General features: G+C 49.2%; 19 protein-coding genes and 1 pseudogene. 14 read left to right on the top strand and 6 right to left on the bottom strand.

What is annotated here, in order from left to right; all coding sequences use genetic code 11:
- Window positions 1-42: 42 nt before the first annotated feature.
- The 4 genes from HUN05_04740 to HUN05_04725 all read right to left on the bottom strand — a co-directional run bounded on the left by HUN05_04740 (window position 43) and on the right by HUN05_04725 (window position 3,876).
- Window positions 43-645, bottom strand: a complete 603-nt coding sequence (locus HUN05_04740) for an ECF transporter S component (GenBank protein WDP84540.1) — start codon at window positions 643-645, stop codon at window positions 43-45.
- 12 nt (window positions 646-657) lie between these two features.
- The gene (locus tag HUN05_04735) at window positions 658-1,062 is read right to left on the bottom strand and encodes a DNA-binding protein (protein WDP84539.1); all 405 of its coding nucleotides are present in this window, start codon (window positions 1,060-1,062) and stop codon (window positions 658-660) included.
- Between the two features lie 304 nt (window positions 1,063-1,366).
- Complete coding sequence (gene typA / locus HUN05_04730; protein WDP84538.1) at window positions 1,367-3,214, bottom strand: translational GTPase TypA; 1,848 nt, start codon at window positions 3,212-3,214, stop codon at window positions 1,367-1,369.
- Between the two features lie 188 nt (window positions 3,215-3,402).
- Complete coding sequence (locus HUN05_04725) at window positions 3,403-3,876, bottom strand: glycine zipper 2TM domain-containing protein (GenBank protein ID WDP84537.1); 474 nt, start codon at window positions 3,874-3,876, stop codon at window positions 3,403-3,405.
- Between the two features lie 253 nt (window positions 3,877-4,129).
- Here HUN05_04725 and HUN05_04720 point away from each other — a divergent pair, with 253 nt between their 5' ends.
- The 7 genes and pseudogenes from HUN05_04720 (at window position 4,130) to HUN05_04690 (ending at window position 11,373) form a co-directional block, all read left to right on the top strand.
- Window positions 4,130-4,654 carry a hypothetical protein gene (locus HUN05_04720; GenBank protein WDP84536.1) on the top strand — a complete coding sequence of 175 codons (525 nt, stop codon included), beginning with the start codon at window positions 4,130-4,132 and terminating at the stop codon, window positions 4,652-4,654.
- An 11-nt stretch (window positions 4,655-4,665) separates the two neighbouring features.
- Window positions 4,666-5,895: a toxic anion resistance protein gene (locus HUN05_04715; protein ID WDP84535.1), complete on the top strand. Its 1,230-nt coding sequence runs from the start codon at window positions 4,666-4,668 to the stop codon at window positions 5,893-5,895.
- 95 nt (window positions 5,896-5,990) lie between these two features.
- Window positions 5,991-6,647, top strand: coding sequence for a DUF4178 domain-containing protein (locus HUN05_04710; protein WDP84534.1), 657 nt, complete (start codon window positions 5,991-5,993; stop codon window positions 6,645-6,647).
- Window positions 6,625-8,264, top strand: a pseudogene (locus HUN05_04705) (hypothetical protein). Before HUN05_04710 ends, HUN05_04705 begins: the two are co-directional and overlap by 23 nt.
- 82 nt (window positions 8,265-8,346) lie before the next feature.
- On the top strand, window positions 8,347-9,237 hold the full coding sequence (locus HUN05_04700) for a DUF350 domain-containing protein (protein ID WDP84533.1): 891 nt from the start codon (window positions 8,347-8,349) through the stop codon (window positions 9,235-9,237).
- Window positions 9,221-10,927 carry a polyamine aminopropyltransferase gene (locus HUN05_04695; GenBank protein WDP84532.1) on the top strand — a complete coding sequence of 569 codons (1,707 nt, stop codon included), beginning with the start codon at window positions 9,221-9,223 and terminating at the stop codon, window positions 10,925-10,927. Before HUN05_04700 ends, HUN05_04695 begins: the two co-directional genes overlap by 17 nt.
- Before the next feature lie 134 nt (window positions 10,928-11,061).
- Window positions 11,062-11,373: a hypothetical protein gene (locus HUN05_04690; protein ID WDP84531.1), complete on the top strand. Its 312-nt coding sequence runs from the start codon at window positions 11,062-11,064 to the stop codon at window positions 11,371-11,373.
- A gap of 197 nt (window positions 11,374-11,570) precedes the next feature.
- Here the strand turns inward: HUN05_04690 and HUN05_04685 are convergent, their stop codons facing one another.
- Window positions 11,571-12,782 carry an IS256 family transposase gene (locus tag HUN05_04685; GenBank protein WDP84530.1) on the bottom strand — a complete coding sequence of 404 codons (1,212 nt, stop codon included), beginning with the start codon at window positions 12,780-12,782 and terminating at the stop codon, window positions 11,571-11,573.
- A 19-nt stretch (window positions 12,783-12,801) separates the two neighbouring features.
- Here HUN05_04685 and HUN05_04680 point away from each other — a divergent pair, with 19 nt between their 5' ends.
- The 7 genes from HUN05_04680 to HUN05_04650 all read left to right on the top strand — a co-directional run bounded on the left by HUN05_04680 (window position 12,802) and on the right by HUN05_04650 (window position 21,149).
- A complete protein-coding gene (locus HUN05_04680) occupies window positions 12,802-13,353 on the top strand; it encodes an IS630 family transposase (protein WDP87928.1) in 552 nt (183 codons plus the stop codon).
- 252 nt (window positions 13,354-13,605) lie between these two features.
- Window positions 13,606-14,622 (top strand): hypothetical protein, encoded by a 1,017-nt coding sequence (locus HUN05_04675; protein WDP84529.1) that lies wholly within the window; start codon window positions 13,606-13,608, stop codon window positions 14,620-14,622.
- 269 nt (window positions 14,623-14,891) lie between these two features.
- Window positions 14,892-15,671, top strand: a complete 780-nt coding sequence (locus HUN05_04670) for an enoyl-CoA hydratase/isomerase family protein (GenBank protein WDP84528.1) — start codon at window positions 14,892-14,894, stop codon at window positions 15,669-15,671.
- 260 nt (window positions 15,672-15,931) lie between these two features.
- Window positions 15,932-16,885, top strand: a complete 954-nt coding sequence (locus tag HUN05_04665) for an NAD-binding protein (protein ID WDP87927.1) — start codon at window positions 15,932-15,934, stop codon at window positions 16,883-16,885.
- Window positions 16,886-16,931: 46 nt separating this feature from the next.
- On the top strand, window positions 16,932-17,141 hold the full coding sequence (locus HUN05_04660) for a hypothetical protein (GenBank protein ID WDP84527.1): 210 nt from the start codon (window positions 16,932-16,934) through the stop codon (window positions 17,139-17,141).
- Window positions 17,142-17,497: 356 nt separating this feature from the next.
- Window positions 17,498-18,232 (top strand): hypothetical protein, encoded by a 735-nt coding sequence (locus HUN05_04655; GenBank protein WDP84526.1) that lies wholly within the window; start codon window positions 17,498-17,500, stop codon window positions 18,230-18,232.
- Window positions 18,233-18,392: 160 nt separating this feature from the next.
- A complete protein-coding gene (locus HUN05_04650; GenBank protein ID WDP84525.1) occupies window positions 18,393-21,149 on the top strand; it encodes a response regulator in 2,757 nt (918 codons plus the stop codon).
- Window positions 21,150-21,219: 70 nt separating this feature from the next.
- Here the strand turns inward: HUN05_04650 and HUN05_04645 are convergent, their stop codons facing one another.
- On the bottom strand, window positions 21,220-22,476 hold the full coding sequence (locus HUN05_04645; GenBank protein ID WDP84524.1) for an MFS transporter: 1,257 nt from the start codon (window positions 22,474-22,476) through the stop codon (window positions 21,220-21,222).
- Window positions 22,477-22,483 lie beyond the last annotated feature (7 nt).

Below are 22,483 nucleotides of genomic sequence, written 5' to 3'. Positions count from 1 at the left end.
CAGGTCACCCTGGGGTTTGGCACAAGAGATCTTCAAGACGCTTTATTTTTTTAAACCGGCTTTGTTAAGGCCGGGCAACCGGGCTGCGGTTCTTTGGGGCAGGGCAATCACAATCCCCCAGCACAACAGGGCAGTCACTACCTTATCCAGAAGGTTGGACACAAAAACAGTGACCACCACTGAACCAAAAAGATTTTTGCCCAGGGCAAGCAGGTACGAGGTTAAAAAATCCGCCCCTGTTCCCGAGATTCCCCCAAACATATACAATTTGATGGGAACGGCAACAACGGCATTGAACACCGTAATGATCACCCCGCTGACAATGGCCAGCCACCAGACGTTAAAAAGCCCGAATCTGGCACAAAGACCGGCAGCAATGCCGATGGCCATGGCGACGGGGGCAAAGGCCGCAGCCACAGGAGAGGAAATCATCCCCCAGATCAGGTTGGTGAGCAATCCGGTCAAACCACCGGCCCAGGGCCCTGCCATGATGCCGACCAGGACGGTACCGATGGAATCCAGAAAAATGGGAAGTTTGAGTATGGAGACCAGCTGGCCCACCGCAATATTGATAACAATGGCCACAGCCATGAGCACCATGGTTGTTGTGGTAAAATCTTTTTTGATGCTTTCTTTAAAACTCATGATGCTTTCTCCTTATTTTTGTGAGCAATATTTGACCTCAAGCTCAGGATATCCGGTATCCGGATCAAAGGTCCGGTCAAAACGGTAATGGGGAATGATGCCCACCACAATCTCAGCGGTTGTATAAATTTTGCACCCGGGCATGAGATGGGCCCCATAGGTTCTGCCCTGTTCATCTGCAATGGCAATATGGCAGTGAGCCCCCTTGTTGGACAATACCCCGGTAAGGGAAACAATTTCAAAATGCCCCAAAAGGGTTTCTGGCTTTTCCTGATTTGCAAACCGAAGCACGGCGCAGGTTAAGCTCCCCACACAGGTCAGGATGCAGGCGGCATTAATCTTGCGGCTGTTCACCAGGCGTTCCAGTTCAGCATAAAGGTCCTGGCCAGGATGTAATCTAAGGGCTATCGGGGTCATTTTTTAATTCCTGATCGCAAATATTCAATAGTATTCAAATTTTGATAATCGGTTCTCTCTTTTATATAAAAAAAACAGACAACTCAAATTGATATCCCCGATCAAACAAAGGGGGTGCTATTGGATATACCTATACCAACGATTGACCCCAGAATGATCAAAACGGCCCAAAAAGGAGAATTGGCAAGATCGTATCAACAAAAAAATATAAAACCACCCCATGGATCGATTCCATGGGGTGGTTGGACAGTACAGCAATCATTTAAAAGAGCAAAAAAAATTTACCACCCCTTTGGTGAATCGGCTATTTTTGCTCTTTTTTCTTTTGTTTTCCCCAGAGAATGTGACGTTTTCCCGCATTGAGTTCTGTTTTCCGGATACGGATGGACTCTGGGGTAACTTCCACCATCTCATCATCCCGGATAAAATGGATGGCCTGTTCCAGGGTCATGGGCTTGACAGGGGAGCAGGTGGTCGCATCATCTTTGCCCGACGCCCTCATATTGGTCAGTTTCTTTTCTTTGCAGGGGTTGACATCAATATCAGAATGGCGGTTGTGCTCGCCCACCACCATGCCTTCGTAAACCGGGGTTCCAGGGGCAATAAACAACTGGCCCCGAGGTTCCAGGTTAAACAGGGCATAGGGCACGGCCTTTCCCTGGCGGTCGCAGACAATGGATCCGGTGTACCGCACCGGGAATTCTCCCCTGTGGGGTTCATACCCGGACAGATAGGAGTTCAAAATTCCTGTTCCCCTTGTGTCGGTCATGAATTCATCCCTGTACCCGATCAAAGACCTGGAAGGAATTGAAAATTCCACCCGGACACGGCCCTTGCCGTTGTTGACCAGATTGAGCATCTTTCCCTTGCGGATGGACAATTTCTCAGTGACCACCCCCATGAAATCCTCGTCACAGTCCACGAACAAATGTTCAATGGGTTCTAAAACCTGGCCGTCTTCTTCCTTGTATATCACCCGGGGACGGCCCACACAAATTTCAAAATTTTCACGCCGCATGGTCTCGATGAGAATGGCCAGCTGGAGTTCGCCCCGGCCCTTGACCACAAAGGAATCATCTTCACTGCTTTCCTCCACCTCTATGGCCACGTTGAGCAGGGTCTCTTTGAGCAGCCGTTCCCTGATCTTTCTGGACTGGACATATTTGCCCTCTCTTCCGGCAAAAGGAGAGGTGTTGATGGAAAAGCGCATGAATACCGTGGGCTCGTCCACGGTGATCCTGGGCAGGGCCAGAGGCGCTTCCCGGGTGCAGATGGTGTCCCCGATCTTGACATCCTCGATCCCGGACAGAACAACAATATCCCCTGTATCTGCCTGGTCCACCGGACCAAGGGTCATCCCGTCATAGGACTGGAGTTTGGAGACCTTTAGGGCATTTTGTTTGTCAGACTCATCAATACAGACCAGGCTGGCATTGGAGGCGGCGGACCCGTTAAACACCTTGCCGATGGCAAGCCGCCCCAGATAATCCGAATACCCCAGATCCGATACCAGCATCTGAAACGGGGCATCAGGATCATAGGAAGGGGCCGGCATTTCATCAAGGATGATATCAAAGAGCACCTTGAGGTTGTCCACCTCATCTTCCAGCTCCCGCTTTACAATCCCGTCCCGGCCAATGGCATACAGATAGGTAAAATCCAGCTGTTCTTCCGTGGCGTCCAGGTCAATAAACAAATCATAGACCATGTCCAGAACCTCGTCGGTCCGTGCATCTTTTCTGTCGATCTTGTTGATGATCACCAGCACGGGCAGGTTGGCTTCAAAGGTTTTTTTCAATACAAACCGGGTCTGGGGCAGAGGCCCTTCAGAGGCATCCACCAAAAGGATGGCCGAGTCTGCCATGGACAGGGCACGTTCCACCTCACCGCCGAAATCAGCATGGCCCGGGGTATCAATAATATTGATCTTCACCCCCTTGCAGGTCACAGAACAGTTTTTAGCGGAAATGGTGATTCCCCGTTCCCGCTCCAGATCCATGGAGTCCATGAGTCTGTCATCCACCTGCTGGCCCTCTCTAAAAAGCCCGCTCTGCTTGAACATGGCATCCACTAGGGTTGTTTTCCCATGGTCAACATGGGCAATGATGGCAACATTTCTTAATTTTTCATTTTTTGCGCTGTTTTTTTTCATAATCTCCTGGGGTATACCTATGCGATGATAAATTCCCTGTTTTCATTTTTCTAAGTTTATATAAATCGTTTAAATCACTGATCATCTGCCTTGGAAAAAACCGCCAAGAAAGATAAGACAATTGTACTGCGCTCCGGATCATAACCCATTTTGCAAAAGCAAATGATAAAGATCCGCCTTGATGATCCTTATTTTGAAATCCGGGTAGTACCGTCCGGGGAGGTCAGCACCCTGACCCGGTCCCCCGGTGCAAATTGAACATCAGCCTTCTGAACCACAACAATTTTCCGGCCGTTGTCCTGGGTCACCACAATTTCAAGGCCCTGGGTTGTGCCCATTTTCTTCTGGGCTGCAGCCCCGCCCGCGGCCCCTGCAAGGGCTCCTGCCACAGTGGCCACGGTTCTTCCGCTCCCGCTGCCAATGGTGGATCCGAGCACACCGCCGGCAACGCCGCCGATCACCGTTCCTGCCCCGGGCGCCTTGCCCGGCTCAATGGTCACCGCCTTGATGGATTCCACCGTGCCGGCCTCCACGGTGTGCGCCCTTTGGGCCTGGTCACTGGTATAGACATTGGATGATTTGCTGGGCCCGCATCCGGTACCCAGAATGACAAGCGCAAGTATAGACAAAACCACCCTGATAATACATCCTGTTTTACCCATATTTTTTCCCCTAAATTATTTTATTATTCTTTTTATGCATGCTGCAGGTGGTATATGAAGTAAACATTAAGCACCCAAAGTCAAGTCAGGGAAATAGACAAACCCGCCCATACTTCATACATATACAATTTATTGTATATGTATGAATAAAATTAACAAGGCTTGCCCTTGTAAAGGAGAATCCCCTGCATTATTCTTCTTAACATTATTTTTGGTCAATATTAACCTAAGTTTCAACCCAAAGGATGCGCCCATGACCACCATCATCATTGTCACTCTTTTTCTTGTGTCGGTAATCGGATTCGGCCTGCTCATGAATCATCTGCGGCAAGCCGGATTCAAGGCCAAGGAAAACCCTGTGCAGGCACCTCCAAAAGCCCAGGAAAAATCTAAAGAAGATGAATTTAAAGAAATTTTAGAAACCCTGCTCAAGCTCAACCTCATAATACGCAAGGACAGGGAGGTTACAACGTCCATGGTTTTACACATTGAACAGATCATTGATGATCTCAAGGCGGTCATTCCTGCCATGATGGAGCGTTACCCCGGGGAGACCCTGACCTATGAATTGAAAAAAATAGGCAAAACCCATTTAAATAAAACCGTTAAAGAATTTTTAGACCTGTCCCTGGAAAGCCGCAAGACGCAAATGACCGTATTTGAACTGGCCATCCAGAACCTTCACGATGTCTGCCACCGTTCCAGGGAAATTGTGGAAAAAAATGAAACCGCTGAATTTAAAACCATGGCCCATTTTCTTGAGGGCAAATTTTCATAAAGGAGGAACCCATGAGCAGTCTGTCCCAGGAACTTGCCAAGGTCGGCCAGCAGGCCAAAGCCCCGGTACTCGCAGAGGTAGCCGAAGCCGGCGGCCAGGGGGCCCTGACCCCGGTTCAGGCCCCCAATGAACTCATACCGGTCCAGCCCAAACACCTGGCGGTTGAAGATGTCCAGGCCCTTGAGGCACAGGCCCAGGATTTTCTTGAACAAGTCAAGGCAGAGCCCTCGGACTGGCAGCTGGGAAATTTTGTATTCTCCCTGGGCCGGGAAATCATGGAGGAGACCCAGACCCAGGTCTCCCTTTATGACCGCAAAATGGGCTCTGTCCTGAAAAATGTGGCCTCCAACGACAGTTCCCCTGTGGGAAAAAACATCTTGGCCATCAAAACAGAGCTGGACAAGGTCAACCCCACAACCGTGGCAAAAACACAGATGCCCCTGCCCAAAAAAATGATGGGCCTGTTTACAAGGACCGTGAACCGGCTGCCCAAGGGTGATGAAATCTTGAGCATCATTGCCGAACGGCGGGAAACCGTCAATTCCACCATTGACGGGATAAGAAACCACCTGCGCAACGAGGCGGACCAGGTGGCCTTTGATGCAGCCGAGCTTTCCCAGATATGTGATGCCCTCAAGTCCATCCAGCCCAAACTCCAGGAGCAGATCTTTCTCGGACAGATCATCTGGGAGAAACTGGTTGCCCATACCAAAACCGTTGATGATCCCAGAATCAAAGAGGCCCTGACCACCCTGACCTCGGACCTGGCCATGGCAGTTGTGGATCTCCAGACCATTGACAACTCCAATCTCCAGACCCGGTTCGGCGGTGAAATGATGGTGAGAAACTCCCACCTGGTCCAGCGCCTGGTGCAAAGAACCGACATGATCCTGTCAACGGCTGTAAAAAATGCTCTGGCCGTAAGGGTGGCGGCCGAACAGCAGATGGAAACCCTCAAACACCTGGACATGGTTCAGCAGGCGGCCGCGGAAACCATGAAAGATACGGCAAAGGTCATTGGAGATGCCGCAATCAAAGGGGCCAAGATGAGCCAGAGTATGACCGTGAATATCCAGGCATTGGAAGAGGCATGCAACTCCTATGAACAGGCGTTTGAAACCTATGCCCTGATTTCCAAAGAGACCATCTCCATTGCCTCCCAAAGTTCAAATGCACTGGGAGAAATGAATGAACGATTCAGGGCCAGGACCGATGCCCTGACCTCCAGGCGCCAGGATTAACAGACCTCAAAGCGCCTTAAATCCCTGGCTGAAAGCCAAAGCGCCTTTGGCCAGGCAGGATATTTTAGGTTCAATCATAAAATCAGAGAGGGGATATGCTAAGCATTATCGATACAAAATCCTTTGACCAACGGTTCTCACTCATCCGGACCCTGAGTCCGGAACGGCTGGTCTCGCAGCAGGAAGCGTCTGAACTGACCATCATGGATGCTCAGAAGGGAGATTTTTTTAACTGTTTTGGGGATACCTATTATATCAAGGAAAAAACTATCTACCAGGAGACCTCAGAGGATTTTGCAACGCCCCAGGACTATTCCATGACCGAGCTGACCTGCCTTTGCCTGGAAAACGGTCATACCGGGCATTTTGAATGGGAGTACGATGACGAATTGTCCGTCTCCATCACCCTGAATCAGACCAAATTCAAACGGCTTGCAGATGAAGAAGGACAAGCCATTGATGAGGATGACCTTGACCAGATCGTTGAGGATGAAGACACTATTGTTTATGCCGGAGAAAAATTCTTTTATGAGGATGACTGGGCAGCGGTTTATCAACGGGACAACAAACAAGAACAGGTCTATATGTATGAGTTTGAAAATGATTCCGGCACTCTGTCCATCACCATTGAAGAGTGGAAAGGATCAGCAAAGGACGAGTACAAAATCTATATTTCCAAACCCATTGTCCCTGAAGAAATCACCATTATGACTAAAGGAGTTGCCGGGGATGAAAACGGACAAGACCAATAACAGCCGGATTCCAGGTATCCTGCCCATGGCCCTGTTGTTCATGGGACTTATGTTTTTAAGCATTGCCGGATGCGGCCAAGGCCTGCCAGAGGCCGTCAGGGATGATGCAAAAAACCTGGCCCGGGAGCTTAAGACGGCCCAGACCCACATCCAGAACCAACAATCAAAATACCAGGGCCTTGCCGCCTCTGCCCCGTTTAAACCCATGGCTCCCTATGCCCAAAAAGAAAACTGGACAACGTATTTTGACGATGCAAAGGCTGTTTTGTCCAGGGCCCAGGGACTGTATGAGAATGAACTTGCCCCTGTTATCAAAAAAAACAGCCCGGAGGATTCAGGCCTGGCCCGGGTAAAGATGCTCCAGATCAAAGAGGTGGTTCAGGAGGCCCGGAAAACAGCCCAAGCTCCCTTTGCCCGAATGGACAGGATACGCGCGGCAATGAATCAGCCCCAATCTGTTCATGACCTTGCCGCCAGGTCGGGCCAGAAAATTTTGTCCTCCATCCAGGCCCTTGAACAAGGTCCTGTGTCAGAGGCCAGAGAAAAATTTCCAGATGCAGTCTCTGAAATTGATTCAAGGACAGCCCTTTTTGCAAAAATGGCCAAAGAGACCCGGGACCATTTAAAGGTGGTTGAAAAAGAGTACAACATCCATTTGGGTGCTGGCCAGACAGACTATGGCGCCTTTATTACGGCTGCCGACGCCATTGAACAGGACCTAAAAACCCTGACAACCAAAAAACCCAACCTGGAAAAACAGCTGGCCCTTCTCTACCAGAGCTATACCAAGGTACTTCAGGATATGAAGGTCAACTATCAGCTGACCATAAAAAGGGAATCCTGGAATGAAAGATCCGACTATTACAACCCTGGATTTGTCTCTTTTAACCGGCAGGTGACCCCGGCCGTCTACCAGAGCGTTGGTGAGTCGGATTTGGAGACCCTGGCCGAAATCACCCCTGGATTCAGGGGGATGAGTCTAAAAAACAACATCGGTCCTGCCTGGGCAACCCTGAACATCAACCCAACGGAAAACTGGCCCGATCGGAGCCATAATGCCGCCTCCTTTTGGGTGGAAGCCACAAAAGAGACCTATTTTCATAAATATATAAAAGAAGAAAATGGAGAGACCAGTGAAACCGGCTGGGTCAAGGTAAACCCCTCCTTTTATGAAAAAAACCTGGACAACCTGGGCATGGCCATATTGTCCAAGCCCTACGGTGAGTTTGAACCCGATCCCCAGGCAGCCCCGCCCGGGATGGCCTATGTGGGCAATCCCCAATACGGGGAATGGAAAAAGGATGAAAAAGGGGAAAGCTTCTGGTCCTGGTACGGACGGTATGCCTTTTTCTCCAGCCTTTTCTTTTCCCCCCCTCCTATTATTCCTATGGATCATGGAATAGGTGGCATACCAGATACAGGCATCAAAAGCCCTACTACGGCAGGACCCAGACCGGTGCCTACACCTATGGCACCCGGGGAAGTAAAGTCAAGCAGTCCCCACGATACCAGAACACCACCTTTGCCAAAACAGGGGGGTTCAAATCAAGGCCGGCCTCGGTCCGGGGCGGCAGCGCATCGATAAGGGGCGGCGGCCCCAAGGCAAAAGGTAAATAATGGATCGCCCCCAACCAGAGGTGTTTTTCTTTGCACAGAAAAACAAGGGCTCAGAGACGAATAAATTCCAAGGAGAGTTAGAATGAATATCACTGCAATTCTTTTAGGCCTGGTCCAGGGATTTTCCTTTGCCCTGGTCGGTATTTTCTTTATTTTTCTGGCCAAGCGGCTGGATGACTGGCGGACCCGGGACTTTGACGACGACCGCCATATTGACGACGGCAATGTGGCCGTGGGCCTTCGAAGGGCCGGGCTTTACCTCGGAATTGCCATTGCCATGGCAGGGGCATTGTCAGGATCATCATCTGGCTTTTGGACAGATCTTATCCAGCTCATGGTGGACGGGCTGATCATCACAGGGTTCTTATTTTCCGCACGGTTTCTCAACGATTTTATCATGATGGGCCATCTGGAAAATGACAAGGAATGCATCAAAGAATTTACCCTGGCCGACGGCAGGACGGTAACCGGCAATACTGCTTTGGGCATGGTTGAAGCAGGCATGTACATTGCCACGGGATTTATTCTCAACGGCAGCCTTTCCGGCGGGGGGGGCAGTTTTTTCCAGTCCCTTTTTTCCGCGGTCCTCTTTTTTATCTTAGGACAGATGGTCCTCTTGTTTTTCGGATTTGTCTATGAACTGATCACCCCGTATAATGTCAGAGAAGAGATTAAAAAGAACAATCTGGCAGCAGGCATCAGCCTGGCCGGCATTCTCATTGCCCTGGGCATTATCCTCATGTCCAGCCTGTCAGGCCCCTTTACCGGCTGGATGACCGATCTTGCAGGGTTTGCCATTTACACCCTGTTCGGCATTGTCCTGCTTTTGGGATTCAGAACCCTTGTGGACCGTCTGCTTTTGCCCACCACCAACCTGGCAACTGAAATCAAGGAAGACCAGAACGTGGCCGCCCTGGTCGTTGTAGACAGCGCCGTCATTGCCGTGGCTCTCATCATTGCCTTTGCCATCTAACACAGAAGACGCCCCAAGGCAGTCTTCTTTTAACTTTGCCTCGGCCCTGCTCTGCGCCTGCATGTTCGCATCCGGGGCCTGCGGCATTATCCTGGAATATATCCAGGCCAGCCTGGCCTCAATGATTCTGGGCAACGCCTTTGAACAATGGGCCATGGTCATCGGGCTGATGATGTTCTGGATGGGATTCGGCAGTTTGATCCAGGCCCAGGTCTCCAAAAAAAGACTCATCCATGCCTTTATCGGTATTGAAATCGCCCTGGCCCTGGCAGGCGGGTTCTCGCCCAGCCTCACCTATCTTTCCTACGGGTTCACCGGCCACTACAGCCTGGTCCTCTATTTTTTTGTCTCTGTGATCGGCATCCTCATCGGTCTTGAAATCCCGGTCATCATCAGAATCAACAATGACTTTTCAAAAGAGCTGTCCACCAATCTGGGCAATATTCTGTCTGCAGACTATATCGGCAGCCTGGCAGGGGCCCTGATCTATGTGTTTATCCTTTTACGGTTTTTTCCCATTACCCAGGCCGCCTTTCTCACCGCTGGGATGAATTTTTTTCTGGCCCTGGCCACCTTTGCCTATTTTACCCGAAAAAAACTCATTGCCAAAAGCCCTGTGCTCTCACTGGTCATGGCGGCCACCTTCGCAGCCCTGATCTACGGGTATATCAACAACCAGGACTGGCAGATCAAAAATGAACAACCCCTGTATGATGATCCCATTGTTTATTCTAAAACCAGCCAGTACCAGCACATTGTCATCACCCACTATACCCCTCTGGATGAAATCCGCCTCTTTCTCAACGGCAATCTCCAGATGTGCAGCATTGACGAAGCCCGATACCATGAATCTTTGGTCCATCCGCCCATGGCCATGGCCCGTGCGCCGGAACGGGTGCTGATCCTGGGCGGCGGGGACGGGGCGGCCCTGCGGGAAGTCCTTAAATACCAAACCGTCAAAGAAATCACCCTGGTGGATCTGGACCCGGCCATGACCCGACTTGCCGCCACCCATCCCCTGCTGACCCGGATAAACCAGAATGCCTTTTCAGATGCCCGGGTCACCCTCCCTCCGCCCTCCGGGGTCTTTTCCGGTCCTGCAAGGCAAATTTACCAGCAAGGCCCTGATTCCCGACGGCAGAATCAAAAAGAGACCCTCCAGATGCTGGCAGAGGTCAGGGTGATGAATATTGACGCGGATAAATTTCTTGGCCGGGTCAAAGGATTCTGGGATGTGATCCTCGTGGACATGCCAGACCCCTCCACCCCTGAACTGACCAAACTCTACTCAAAAGAATTTTACTCAAAAGTCAAAAGACATCTTTCTGCCAACGGCATCATGGCGGTCCAGGCCACCTCCCCCTATCTTGCCAAGCAAAGTTATCTGTGCATCGGAAGAACCCTTAAAGCTGCGGGATTTTATACGATTCCCTACCATGAAAACGTTCCCTCTTTCGGAGACTGGGGCTGGTATATGGGCGTTCACCCCAAGGTGAACAAGACCATGCTTGAACAGCGGATTTCAAACCTGAATTTCAAAATTAAGACCCGATTTCTCACACCAGAGGTTTTTTCCCGCCAGAGGATTTTTGGCAAAGGCATGCTGACAACCGACAGAAAAGAGATCAATACCCTGCTCTTTCCTGTGCTCCTCACCCTGTACAACAATGAGTCCTGGCTTTTAGAATAGTCTTACCCCCAGGGTTGCAAAACCTTACTGCCTGGGTGCGGAATCCGTTCTGATCTTTATCCCCCTAAGGATAGGCTGTTATAGCAGAGCAAACAATTACTTGAACAAGGATTTATACAACTTATATTTTCCCCATGAGATATTCATCAGATTTACGCAAACGCGTTATAGATTTTGTAGAAAATGGAGGAAGCAAGACGGAAGCTGCCAGTCAGTTTAATGTATCCCGTGGAAGTGTTCACAACTGGACGTCTGCCGAAGATGGTTTGTCATACAAGAAACCCGGTCCAAAAGGACCACGAAGTTTGGATCTGGAAGCTTTGCGCCTCCATGTGGAGACAAATGATGACATGACACAATCGGAAAGGGCGCAGCATTTCGGAGTATCCCGTGCCTGTATCTGGTATAATATGAAACAACTCGGAATCACTCGAAAAAAAAGATGACGGGATACAGGGAGCGAAGCGACAGCGGGAATGTTCAGAATTCTGTGTCACGGTTTCGGTTCCCGGATCTGCCTCAGCGCCAGCGGAAGTAAAAGTCAGGTCCGAGAATGGGCCTTCAATCAGCCACGTCGGAGGAGTTGACTTTTGCTGGAGTGGAGTTCCTGGAACCATCTTTTCCATCTGTAAATAAATCCCTATCAAATTCCCAGCTCTTTATCCAGCCGGCCTTCAAAGAAAATTGCCAACTGGGAAATTGTCAGTGACCAATTTTGAATCGGCATTGTCCATTTTTTACTGGCGTTCTGGATCCCCATGTAAAGCAGTTTTAACAGGCTGTCCTGGTTCGGGAATGATCCCTTTGTTTTGGTCAGTTTTCGAAACTGTCGATGCACAGCCTCAATGGTATTTGTGGTGTATATTATCCGTCGAATCTCTTCTGGATATTTAAAGAAATGACTGAGGCGTTCCCAGTTGTTCCGCCAGGATTTTATCACAATCGGGTATTTGTCATTCCATTTATTTTCCAAGATATCCAGTTCTTCTTCGGCCAGATCCTTATTGACCGCTTTATAAACACGTTTTAGATCTGCCATAAATTCCTTTTTATTTTTGGAACCAACGTATTTCAATGAATTTCGGATCTGGTGGACTACGCAGAGTTGAACTTCTGTGTCCGGGAATATGGTCTCAATGGCCTCGGGAAAACCTTTTAGACCATCAACACAGGCAATCAGGATATCTTTTACCCCTCGGTTTGAAAGGTCTGTTAACACCTGCAGCCAGAAGTTCGCACCCTCATTCTCGGATATGTACAGCCCAAGAACCTCTTTGCGGCCCTCGATATTCACCCCAAGAATTGTGTAAACGGCTTTGCTGCCGACCTTTCCGTTTTCTCGTACTTTATAATGTATGGCATCAAGCCATACGATTGGGTACACATTTTCCAACGGCCTGGCCTGCCATTCTTTGACGGTATGGATGATTTTATCGGTAATGGTGCTCAGAGTGGCATTTGAAATCTCAAGTCCATAGATTTCCTGTAAATGGGAAGCCATATCATTATAACTCATGCCCAGGCCGTAAAGGGCTATTATCTTTCTTTCAATTTCATCGCTGAGCGTTGTCTGATGTTTTTTGACGATCTGTGGAGAGAAGGTTCCGGCCCTGTCACGCGGGGTTTTTAGCTCAAATTTACCATCCAGGGATTTAATGGTCTTTTTGCTTTTTCCATTACGGCGGTTGGCAGAAACTTCCTGCCCGAGATGGGACTCCAACTCTCCTTCAAGAGCAGCTTCAGCAAGATTTTTGATTAATGATGTAAGGACGCCGCCCTTACCTGTGAAGGGTTTACCTTCCTGGATGCCTTTAAGGGCTTTTTGAAAATCAAATTCGGTGTTTTCTTCGGTCATGTCAGTTCTCCTTATTTAGCTGAGTATATCAGCTTTCATTCAACTGACACAGAATTTTGAACGCCCTCGCGACAGCAAAAGAAAGGCATATCTTCGTCTTCGTGAACGTTATGTACGTCGTTGCAAAACGTTTGTTTATGTTGATGAAAGCGGCTTTTCGCCTTATACAACCCGTCGCTATGGATATGCTCTCAAAGGGCAGCGTGTTCATGGTTTGATTGCAGGAACAAAGCACCCTCGAACGTCTTTGATTGCTGCCCGCATCGAATATAGTTTTGAAGAACCATTTTTGTTTCAGGGAACATGCAATGCGGATATCTTTAATGCTTGGATCGAACACCAGTTGAGTCCACATCTGAACGATAATCATGTCGTTGTGATGGATAACGCATCCTTCCACAAGGGCGAAGAAACCAAATATTTGATCGAAAGAACTGGTGCAGCTCTTTTGTTTTTGCCCCCGTATTCACCGGATCTCAATCCGATTGAACACGATTTTGCGGCCCTAAAAACCATCCGTGAATACAATGAAAACGAAACGATTGATGAAATTATCAGGATGTATAAATAATTATCGGCATTGCTATATTCTTTCCCAAGGTGTCAAAAACCTGAGCCCCTGTAAAACCCTGTCAGAAAATTGACAGATTTGCTTTGTTCTTCCCTTGCCTTTTACGGCTATATTTGGGCAAAAGGCCTGCCCTGAGGCCATTCACGCCCCTCTCTTTATTTTTGGCATAAAAAATGCTGTCTTTGTATCCAATGATACCCAACGCGATCCACACTTTAAAGGGTCCGGCAGATGACTCACCAGGAGGATGATGTGAAAATCCAGGAACCAGCCAGAAACACGATAGGCCAGGCCATCAAGGCCCGGGCTTATGCCACCCCAGGCAAGCCTGAATTTGACCGGGTCTTTTCCCGGGCCCTGTCCAAAGCGCAAAATGGAAAAAATCAGCCCCCCCCTGTGGATTTGGGTAGGATCACCCAGAAGACCCCCACGGTTTCTCAGCTTTTGTACAACAGCCCCCTAAAAGAAAAATGCTGGAACATCATCTACGATAAAATCAACTCAGACAAAGCCTTTCACAAAATACGGCCGGGGACCCAGGTGATGTTCGACCCGGCCTCCGGGGAACTGCTCTGGGGAAAAGAGCTGACCGCCTTTATGGCCCAGAACGAAACTGCACCTGAAAAAAAGGCCTGGCAGCGGCAGGCTAAAACAGATCTGCCCGAATTTGACCCGGACAATCAACCAGCCCAATTGTCCAGGGCCGTGAAAAATTTCATCGGACAAGACTATGAAGGCATGGACTGCTATGAACTGCTGGTGGGCGGACTCAAGGAATTAGGAGTCCAATACCAGGGCAAAGGCGGTCTTGGCCGCCATCTCATGAACCAGGCCCTGGAAAAGGGGCTGCCCCAAAACCATTACCTCAACGGAGAAGGCCTGGTATCAGAGTCAGGAAATTCCGTGTTTAAAAAAACCATCTTCAAGGTTACCAACCCGTCCACCCAGGCCGCAGACCTGATGAAAGACATGAGCAGCCTCCTGGCCGAGGGCCAGGTTCTCTCCTTTTCAATGCGGAACAAAGGCCATACCGGGGTAATTTCCCGACAAAAAGAGCAGTGGACCTTCATCAACTCAGGGGATATGGACCATAATATTTCCGGAGAAAACGGAAGCAAAAAAGTGGGGGAGGAAGATTTAAAATCAGAACTTGAAAACTGGTTCCGCCTGGCCGGAAAAACCCGCCAGGGGCTTAAAATCACCCTGGGCACCCTGAACATGGACCAATTGTCCATGTACCGCCCCAAAAGGTTCAGCCGGAAAGTATAGGGACAAGGGCGTTGTTCCCATAGGCTCCCATCAGATCAAACCCGTTAAAAAAACTTGACTCAAAATCAGTCAGGGGCTATGCCATGGTATGCTCAAGTATTTAATTTGCAACCATTAAGGGATACCCCATGGCCTATGGAACCATTCCCATCATGGCAAGTCTTTGGTGCTGCCCCCCTATGGGACCTGCAGGGCAAACCAATTCGGATCGTAAGGAGGACCCATATTTCCCGTTCATCTGACCTTCATCACATATAAAGGAGATTCCCATGGCATTTGACACCATTATTCTGGAAAAAACCAAGAATTTTGTCGGCATTTTAACCCTGAACCGCCCCAAAAGCATGAATACCTTTTCAAGCCAGATGGCAGGGGAGTTGAACCAGGCCCTTGTTGAACTGGACGAGGATCCCAAGGTTCGGGTCATTCTCTTAAAAGGATCAGGCAAGACCTTTTGTGCCGGCATTGATGTGAATGAACTGGCCGGAAAAACAGCGGTTGAATACAAAGAATGGATAGAAAAAATGGAAGCCCCACTGGTGACCATCTCCAAACTCAAAACCCCTGCGATTTCACAGCTCCAGGGAGTGGCTGCCGCCAACGGAATGGGACTGATTGCAGCCTCGGACCTGGTCATTGCCGGAGACAATGCCCGCATGGGGCTGACGGCCATTAATGTGGGCTTAAACTGCGTGGGTCCGGTCATTCCGGTGGCAAGATGTGTGGGCAGGAAAAAAGCGTTGGAACTGCTGCTTTACGGCGATCTGATCAAGGCTGAACAAGCCCAGGACATGGGGCTGATCAACCGCATCGTTCCCAGGGATGATCTGGACGAACAAGCCCTGGCATGGGCGGAAGAACTTGCGAAAAAAAGCCCCCTTGCCGTTGGCATCGCAAAAACAGCTTTTTATGCCTCCGAAGATATGAGTTACGACAAACAATTTGCCCATATGAATGAAGCTTTTGCAAGGTTGTGCACCACTCAGGATGCCAAAGAGGGGGTCAAGGCCTTTTTCGAAAAACGATCCCCCGAGTGGCAGGAAAAATAAAACCCATTAAAAAGAGCCCAATTCACCTGACCAAGCCCCATCCTCCTCCAGGCATGCCTGGTTGGGTGACCCTCTTTTTTTGGGGAGGTCTCCCCAGGGGAAATAGTCCGTGCAAATCTTGGCAGGATAGGGTAATTTAAGACCATTTTAACCATGATTTCGGACAGATTTTTTTAAAGGTTGGGCCATTGTTCCATTTGATTAAATCCCTTATCCGGACCGGACTTCAATACAGAGGCGTGGTTCTTATTTCAGCCTATATGGGCCTGCTTGGCGTTTCAAGCGTTCTCATCACCCTGGCAGAGCCCCAAGGCACGGCCTTAACCCATATGGACCAGGCCCTATGGTGGAGCATTGTCACCTCAACCACTGTGGGGTACGGAGATTTGTATCCCGTATCCACCGCAGGCAAAGTTATTGCCGTTATCCTTCCCATGTTCATGGGAATAGGGCTTGGAGCCGCCTTTATCACACATGTGGCATCCTACCTCATTGAAAGGAGAGACCAAAAAATGCACGGGGAAAAACCCTATACCGGCAACGGCCATATCCTCCTGGTCGGCCATACCGATGAAACCGAATACCTGGCCCAGCAGATCCGGGAAGATGAGACCTATTCACATCAGGACATAGTGCTGCTGGCAGACCTGCCCCGGCATCCCATGCCCGAACAAAAAAACCTTTACTTTGTCAAAGGCCGGCCAGACACCATTACCGCCCTGAACCGGGCCAATACGGGCCAGGCCGACCAGATCATAATCCATACGGGCAATGACGAGGTCAGCCTCTTTGCCCTGATCAATGGGTTGAAATTGAAAAAAAGCGACTGTGACATCACGGTGCGCTGCCTGTCCAGCCAAAGTCTGGAGACCTTTACCTCTGTACCGGGACACTTTGAAACCATTATGCAAATGACCGCGGAAATGATGGTTCAAGCCATGCAGGACAAGGTTCATATCCCGCTGCAGATCCTGCTTAAAAATGATGCCAATGAAGAGATTTATTATGTCAGTGTTCCTGAGATCAAAAAAGGTCAAACCTGGTGGGACCTGCATCATTTTCTCAAACAAAAATACGAATACCTCAGCTTTGCCCTTCAACGCCCGGACAAAAGCATATTGGTCAACCCCATGGCAAAAGAACCGGTCACCCCAGGATGCGGCATCTGGCTGATTGCCCCGAAACGGCCGGTAAACATGGAGTGGCCGGGCTGATCCCCCCAAAAAAAGGGGATTGGAACCCAGGACTCAAAACCTGCCCATGAGCCCCCCCATTGACCTGGATATGGTGCTTGCAGAATTTGACCATGACCGGGCGTTCTTCACGGAGGTGCTCAATGAATTTTTATTTTTGCTGCCCGATCAGTTTCAGATTATGGAAAATGCAACCATACCCAAGCGTATCAAGTCCTTGAAAAGAACACCCATGCCATCAAGGGCAGCGCAGCCAACCTTTGGGCCAAAGATCTGACCCGGGCTGCCTCTGCGATGAAAAAAATGAGTAAATCTAAAAAGAAAAAAACCTGGATTCGCTTTTGGGCAGACTCATTTTAGAATTTGCACGCCTCAAGGAATTTTCCAGAAAAATATACCCCCTGGTTTGCCGTTCCCAGTATAATTGAATTGAAAATGCCTCCGAAATTTTCAATACAGTTGACCTTTTGCAATGGCCCTCCCTGGTATAAACCCTCATTTTTAATGGATAATTATTTTCTATAACTTTACTTTTTTAACAAATTCTGATTTAACCAAAACTGATAGGGAAGGGATACCTGTTAATCAAAATGGATTTTGCTGATCTCATCTTATTTGGAGTATGGTGCGAAAATGACGAAATCGAAAATGAGCAGGGCCCCCCGGGTGGACAAAAAGATAAAGGCCGTTCTGGAAAAAAGTACGGGAATTATTGAGAATATTTCCACTTCGGGCGGGTTTCTTAAACTTGACGGAGACATTCCAACCACCCGATTCCAGCTTGAACTCAAACTTTCTGAATTTAAAACCGTTAAAATGATTTGCGATCCCCAATGGCAGAACCAAGAAGGGGTGGGATTCAAGGTGCTTGAAGTTGAGCAGGCAAAAGAAGACCTGTTTACAAGCTATGTTGAAAAACAGCTCAAGGCCCTTAAAATCTATGGGCAGGACAGGATCTTCCGCACCGAAATCATGGTCACCCTTAAAAACACCAATGCCTTTGGCAATGTTTATTTCTCAAATTTCATTGAATACCAGGGGGTGGTCCAGGAAAAATTTCTCCTGGCCAATGTGCCTGACCTCCATGAGCTCATGGCCAACCAGAGCATCCGCCTGGTGACCGTGGATACCTATAACCGGTTCCTGGCCAATGCCTATTTCGGGGATACCCTGGTGGTGGAATTAACCACCTCGGATATCAAGGCCGCCACCTGCCGCCTGGACATTTCTTTTAGGGACAAGGTCACAGGCAAGCTGTTTGGAGAGGGATACCAGCGCTTCTGTGTGGTCAGCAACAAAGGAAAGGTCATCCGGATACCCGAGACCTTTCTGGGTCCTTTAAATTTTTACCATGAAATAAAGGAATAACCATGCCCTATCTCAGTGCCCTCCTGCCCCTGTTTGCAAGCGTTGTCTCTCTGGGAATGGGTGTTACCGCCTTTTACCTCTCCCAAAAAAAATCAGAAACAGTTTTTTAAAAATCTGCGCCATCACAGTGCACTGGCAATTTTCCTGGGTGATCTTATTTTTGACTTCAGATCCTGCACGGGCAGACCTGATCTGCAGAATCGGTTATTCAGGCATTATTTTTCTTCCCCTGGCCTGCTATGAAACCCTTTACCGCTATCTTGAGGAACCTCGCAAAGAAATCCCCTGGCTTTACGGGCTTAATACGGGGTTTCTTGTCAGCCTCTGGACAACCGACCTCTTTGTCCAGGGGCCCTACAATTATTGGTTCGGGTTCTATCCCGCGGCTGGAATTTTACACCAAATTTATCTTTTGACCGTGGTCTATTGTGTCATCAGGATCACCATTTCCCTGACCCGGGTCTATCAACGGGAAAAACAAGCCATAAAAAGAACCCGGGCCAAATATTTTTTATTGTCCACCCTGGTCTTTTCCATGTCCAGCACGGATTATCTGCTCAACTACCCGGGCCTGGTCAATTCGTTAAACATTGATCTCTATCCTTTTGGGTTTTTTTTCATCTCGTTTTCCATTTTTATTCTCATCCTCTGTCATTTTGTCATACTCAACATGACCCTTGAAAAACGGGTGCACCATCAGACCCGGCAATTGCGGCAGTCGGTAAAAGATCTTGAAAAGGCCGCCTCGGTAAAGAAAAATTTTATCGCCAACATCACCCATGAACTTCGAACGCCCCTGACCCTGATCCGGGGATGGACCGATTATATGGATGAAGGCCAGGCCGGAACCCTTGGCCGGAAACAAAAAAGCATCATCGATAAAATAAAGGTGCAGACCCTCTCTTTGACCCATAAAATCAATCAGCTGCTTAAAATCTCCAAGTTTGACGCCGGCATTGACAAATTATCCCTCACCCGGATGAATGTGGACAATTGTATCTTCCAGATTGTCTCAAGTTTCAGGGGATTGATCGAGGCCAATCAGGTGGACCTCAACTATTATTCCGAGGCGTCGGTAAACAAAATTTTTCTGGACAAGGAAAAACTCAAGGACATCCTCAACAACCTGATCAGAAATGCCTATAAATTCACCCAAAAAGGTGAAATTTCAGTCACCCTTTCCAATACGGACAAAGAGATCATCATCAAGGTCAAAGATACCGGCGTGGGTATGTCATCAGAGGTGATCGCAACCGTATTCAACCGGTTCCAGCAGGGGGACACTTCTTTGACCCGGATGTACGAAGGGGCAGGTTTAGGTCTTGCCATTGTCAAAGAGTCTGTGGAACGCATGTATGGAACCGTCTCAGTGACGTCTTTAGAACACGAATGGACCTGTTTTACCCTCACCCTGCCCCGGGATCTTGAAAAGAGAGAGCCTGATGCGGTCAGTGAACGGCGCAGAAAAGAACGGCGCGAAAACCACCTGCCCATTCCCCATTCAGAACGCAGGGCCGTTGACCGGAGGGCGGCAGACCTGGCCCAGATTGATGCCTCGGATCTTGTTCAGATCAATCTGCTGGATTTAAATAAAAATGCCCATGGTCAGATCCGGAAGATCGAGGCCAAAAATCCCCAGGGAAGCATTGTGATTGCCGAAGATAATCCAGGTATTTTAGATTTTCTGTCCAGCGCACTTAAAGGGTATACCCTCTACCTTGCCAGTGACGGCCGACTGGCCTGGGAGACCATCAGCCAGGTCATGCCGGATCTTGTGATATCCGATATCATAATGCCCAGAATGGACGGGTTTTCCCTGCTCAAAAAGATCAGGGCTGAAAAGAAAATCACATCCGTTCCCGTGATCATCATCACCTCGTTGTCAGAGCCGGATGACCGTATTAAAAGCCTTCAGCTGGGTGCAGACGATTTTCTGACCAAACCCTTTCACCACCTTGAACTCCAGGCCCGGGTCAAAAATGTGATTTCCCTGCATACCCTTGAACGGGAAAAAACAAAACGGGAGCAGCTGGAAGTCTTTCTCATGGTATTGGCCTCAACCATTGAATCCAAAGACACCTATACCGGGGGCCATGTAGAGCGGGTGGCCAGCTATGCCAGGGGTCTGGCTGAAAAAAAAGAGCTTTCCCAGGAACGGGTCAAAGACATATACAGAGGTGCCATTGTCCATGATGTGGGGAAAATCGGTATCCGGGACGAGGTCCTGAACAAACCGGGCAAACTCACTGACCAAGAATTTGACCATATCAAAAAGCATCCTGTGATCGGTAAGAATATCTTATCCAAACTGAAAATCGCCCCCATTGCGGTAAACATTGCCTATTGCCACCATGAACGCTGGGACGGCAACGGCTATCCCAACGGCACCCGGGGCAAGGCTATCCCCCTGGAGGCCAGGATTGCCTCCATTGCAGACTGCTGGGATGCCATTACCTCCCACCGGTCCTACCGCAAAGCCATGCCCCTGGACAAGGCCATTGCCATCATGAGATCCGAACGGGGCAAATCCCTTTACAGGCCTTGTTCTTCTAACAGGCGGTCAATGGCGGCCTTCCATGATTCAGGCGCCTTAACGGCCCAGGCAATGGCGTCCCGTTGGTTGTTGACCTCAAATTCCACACACAAAAGCCGAGTCAATATGGATTTGCCGTTAAAAGACCTGGGCATGGAGACCTCTTTTACGGAGGTCATGGGGATGAGATACTCCCGGGCCGGCACGGCCAGCTTAAAAAACAATTCGTTCCGGGTCAATACCAGGGCTCCGTTGCCCCTGACCTGTTTTCTCCCCTTTGATCGTTGTCCGAAAAAATTGGCACGAATGGTGGCCCCGAGCACCTGGTCTTTGTCAAATCTTTCTTTGATTTCCCGCTCAAGTTTTCTGCGCAAAACCGAATAGACCCATCCAATAACCGCCAGAAGCAAAAAAACCCCGAATAAAACCAAAATCCCGACAAGGAGGCCTGTTCTCATCCCATTCCCCTTTTACGGCCTAAACCATAGAGAAGGGGAAACCCAAAGGTGCCTGAAATCATGATGACAAATCCGCAGGGAAAGGCATAGGCAAGGGTAAAAAAATCCATGGACAGTCCGGCCAGGATGGCCCCTGTGAACATGCCCAGAGAATGGGCCACCGTCATCACCGACATCACCGATCCCATGGCTTTTTTTTCATCCCCTTTGACCACGGCCAGAGCAGAAAGGGCAGGCATGGAAATCCCCCCGCCAATACCAAAAATAAAGACCCCCGCCAAAAGATCGGTAAAAGAGGCCGCCCAAAAGGGCAAAATGATGCCAAGGGCCGACAGCATTCCCCCGATGATAATCATCCGGGTTTTATTGAGCCGGTCTGCTGCATACCCCATGGGCAGTTGAAGCAGACCCGAAACAAAGACCCCGAGCATGACCAGAAACCCTATTTGGGAACCTGAAAGGTTAAACGTCTTGCTGGCATACAAGGGCAGAAAACACCAGATAATCCCGATACAGGCAGTATAGGCATAACGGAAGACCAAAAGCCCTGCAAGCTCCCAATCCCTGATTACCGAGGAAAAAGGAAGTGACGTTCTGTTTCTTAAACGAATGGTCTCCATGGACAGGGGAGGCAAAAAGACAAGGCAGAGCAAAAGACCGGCCAACGAGAGTCCTGCCATGCAGTAAAAGGCCCCGTCCATGGACCATAAATCAAGGATGGTGCCCCCCATGAACGGGCCGATGGACAGGCTTAAAAACATGGACAGATTAAACAGCCCCATGGAGTACCCCTCTGTACCCTCGGGGGTAATTTCTCCTACATAGGCCTGGACCACGGGCATGATCATGGCCGAACCCGCCCCCTGGATAAACCGAATAACGATCAACTCTTCCACAGAGGACGACCAGACAAAGGCCAGGGAAACCATGATATAGGAAACAAGGCCTGCCAGGATAAAGGGTTTTCTGCCCTTTTGATCGGAGAGCCTGCCGAACAACGGCAGCAAAAAGGTCCTTGAAAGGGAAAAAGAACCGAAAATCATGGCCACATAAATCCCTGCCGCCCCCAGATCATGGGCATAGATGGGCAGCAAAGGCACCACAATACCCACCCCGGTAACCGTGGTGAATATGATAAAAAACAAGGTGACAAACACCCCTTTATGGGCAGAGGGAATAATTTTATACCCCCTGCCTGCAATCCTGGACAGGGCCTGGGAAACAGGCTCTTTTATGGCATAAAAAAGATCCATTTAAGGT

Origin of the sequence: Desulfobacter sp. (assembly GCA_028768545.1) — a bacterium.
Taxonomy (GTDB): domain Bacteria; phylum Desulfobacterota; class Desulfobacteria; order Desulfobacterales; family Desulfobacteraceae; genus Desulfobacter.
Note: the sequence above shows the minus strand (reverse complement) of the source record. Positions and strands in the feature narration are given on the sequence as shown.

Coding starts and splice junctions, on each gene's coding strand:
- HUN05_04710 (WDP84534.1), top strand. CDS start 5,991: ATGCTAAGCATTATCGATACAAAATCCTTTGACCAACGGTTCTCACTC.
- HUN05_04700 (WDP84533.1), top strand. CDS start 8,347: ATGAATATCACTGCAATTCTTTTAGGCCTGGTCCAGGGATTTTCCTTT.
- HUN05_04645 (WDP84524.1), bottom strand. CDS start 22,476: ATGGATCTTTTTTATGCCATAAAAGAGCCTGTTTCCCAGGCCCTGTCC.
- HUN05_04665 (WDP87927.1), top strand. CDS start 15,932: ATGGGCCTGCTTGGCGTTTCAAGCGTTCTCATCACCCTGGCAGAGCCC.
- HUN05_04670 (WDP84528.1), top strand. CDS start 14,892: ATGGCATTTGACACCATTATTCTGGAAAAAACCAAGAATTTTGTCGGC.
- typA (WDP84538.1), bottom strand. CDS start 3,214: ATGAAAAAAAACAGCGCAAAAAATGAAAAATTAAGAAATGTTGCCATC.
- HUN05_04720 (WDP84536.1), top strand. CDS start 4,130: ATGACCACCATCATCATTGTCACTCTTTTTCTTGTGTCGGTAATCGGA.
- HUN05_04685 (WDP84530.1), bottom strand. CDS start 12,782: ATGACCGAAGAAAACACCGAATTTGATTTTCAAAAAGCCCTTAAAGGC.
- HUN05_04740 (WDP84540.1), bottom strand. CDS start 645: ATGAGTTTTAAAGAAAGCATCAAAAAAGATTTTACCACAACAACCATG.
- HUN05_04735 (WDP84539.1), bottom strand. CDS start 1,062: ATGACCCCGATAGCCCTTAGATTACATCCTGGCCAGGACCTTTATGCT.
- HUN05_04725 (WDP84537.1), bottom strand. CDS start 3,876: ATGGGTAAAACAGGATGTATTATCAGGGTGGTTTTGTCTATACTTGCG.
- HUN05_04715 (WDP84535.1), top strand. CDS start 4,666: ATGAGCAGTCTGTCCCAGGAACTTGCCAAGGTCGGCCAGCAGGCCAAA.
- HUN05_04660 (WDP84527.1), top strand. CDS start 16,932: ATGAGCCCCCCCATTGACCTGGATATGGTGCTTGCAGAATTTGACCAT.
- HUN05_04690 (WDP84531.1), top strand. CDS start 11,062: ATGAGATATTCATCAGATTTACGCAAACGCGTTATAGATTTTGTAGAA.
- HUN05_04655 (WDP84526.1), top strand. CDS start 17,498: ATGACGAAATCGAAAATGAGCAGGGCCCCCCGGGTGGACAAAAAGATA.